This is a genomic window from Vibrio sp. 10N.286.52.C3 (genome assembly GCF_041468865.1).
Lineage (GTDB): Bacteria > Pseudomonadota > Gammaproteobacteria > Enterobacterales > Vibrionaceae > Vibrio > Vibrio crassostreae_C.
This window is the reverse complement of record NZ_JBFRJM010000110.1, coordinates 1-965: the sequence shown is the minus strand read 5'-3', so window position 1 is coordinate 965 and position 965 is coordinate 1. Positions and strand designations below refer to the sequence as shown.

Annotated in this window: 1 protein-coding gene; it reads left to right on the top strand. The window is 47.2% G+C overall.

Features of this window, described 5'->3' with window-relative positions:
- Positions 1–965, top strand: a 965-nt coding sequence (tuf, locus tag AB4138_RS23500; RefSeq protein ID WP_055320245.1) for an elongation factor Tu, incomplete at both ends; no start/stop codon positions are given.

The following is a 965-nucleotide window of genomic DNA, read 5'->3' as shown; positions in this document are numbered from 1 at the left end:
ACTCCAGCACGTCACTACGCACACGTAGACTGTCCAGGACACGCGGATTATGTTAAAAACATGATCACTGGTGCTGCACAAATGGACGGCGGTATCCTAGTTGTTGCTGCGACTGACGGCCCTATGCCTCAAACTCGTGAGCACATCCTACTTGGTCGTCAAGTTGGTATCCCTTACATCATCGTATTCATGAACAAATGTGACATGGTAGATGACGAAGAGCTACTTGAGCTAGTTGAGATGGAAGTTCGTGAACTTCTTTCTGAATACGACTTCCCAGGTGATGACCTACCAGTTATCCAAGGTTCTGCACTTGGCGCACTAAACGGCGAGAAGCAGTGGGAAGACAAGATCGTTGAGCTTGCAGAAGCACTAGATTCTTACATTCCTGAGCCAGAGCGTGCAGTTGACCAACCGTTCCTACTACCAATTGAAGATGTATTCTCAATTCAAGGTCGTGGTACTGTTGTAACTGGTCGTATCGAGCGCGGTATCCTACGTGTAGGTGACGAAGTAGAAATCGTTGGTATCAAAGAGACTACTCTTACTACTTGTACTGGTGTTGAAATGTTCCGTAAACTGCTTGACGAAGGTCGTGCAGGTGAGAACGTTGGTGCACTTCTACGTGGTACTAAGCGTGATGACGTTGAACGTGGTCAAGTACTTTCTGCGAAAGGTTCTATCAACCCACACACTAAGTTTGAGTCTGAAGTATACGTACTTTCTAAAGACGAAGGCGGCCGTCACACTCCTTTCTTCAAAGGTTACCGTCCACAGTTCTACTTCCGTACAACTGACGTAACAGGCGACATCACTCTACCAGAAGGCGTAGAAATGGTAATGCCAGGTGACAACGTTCAAATGACTGTTGAGCTAATCGCTCCAATCGCAATGGACGAAGGTCTACGTTTCGCAATCCGCGAAGGTGGCCGTACAGTTGGTGCTGGTGTTGTAGCTAAAATCTT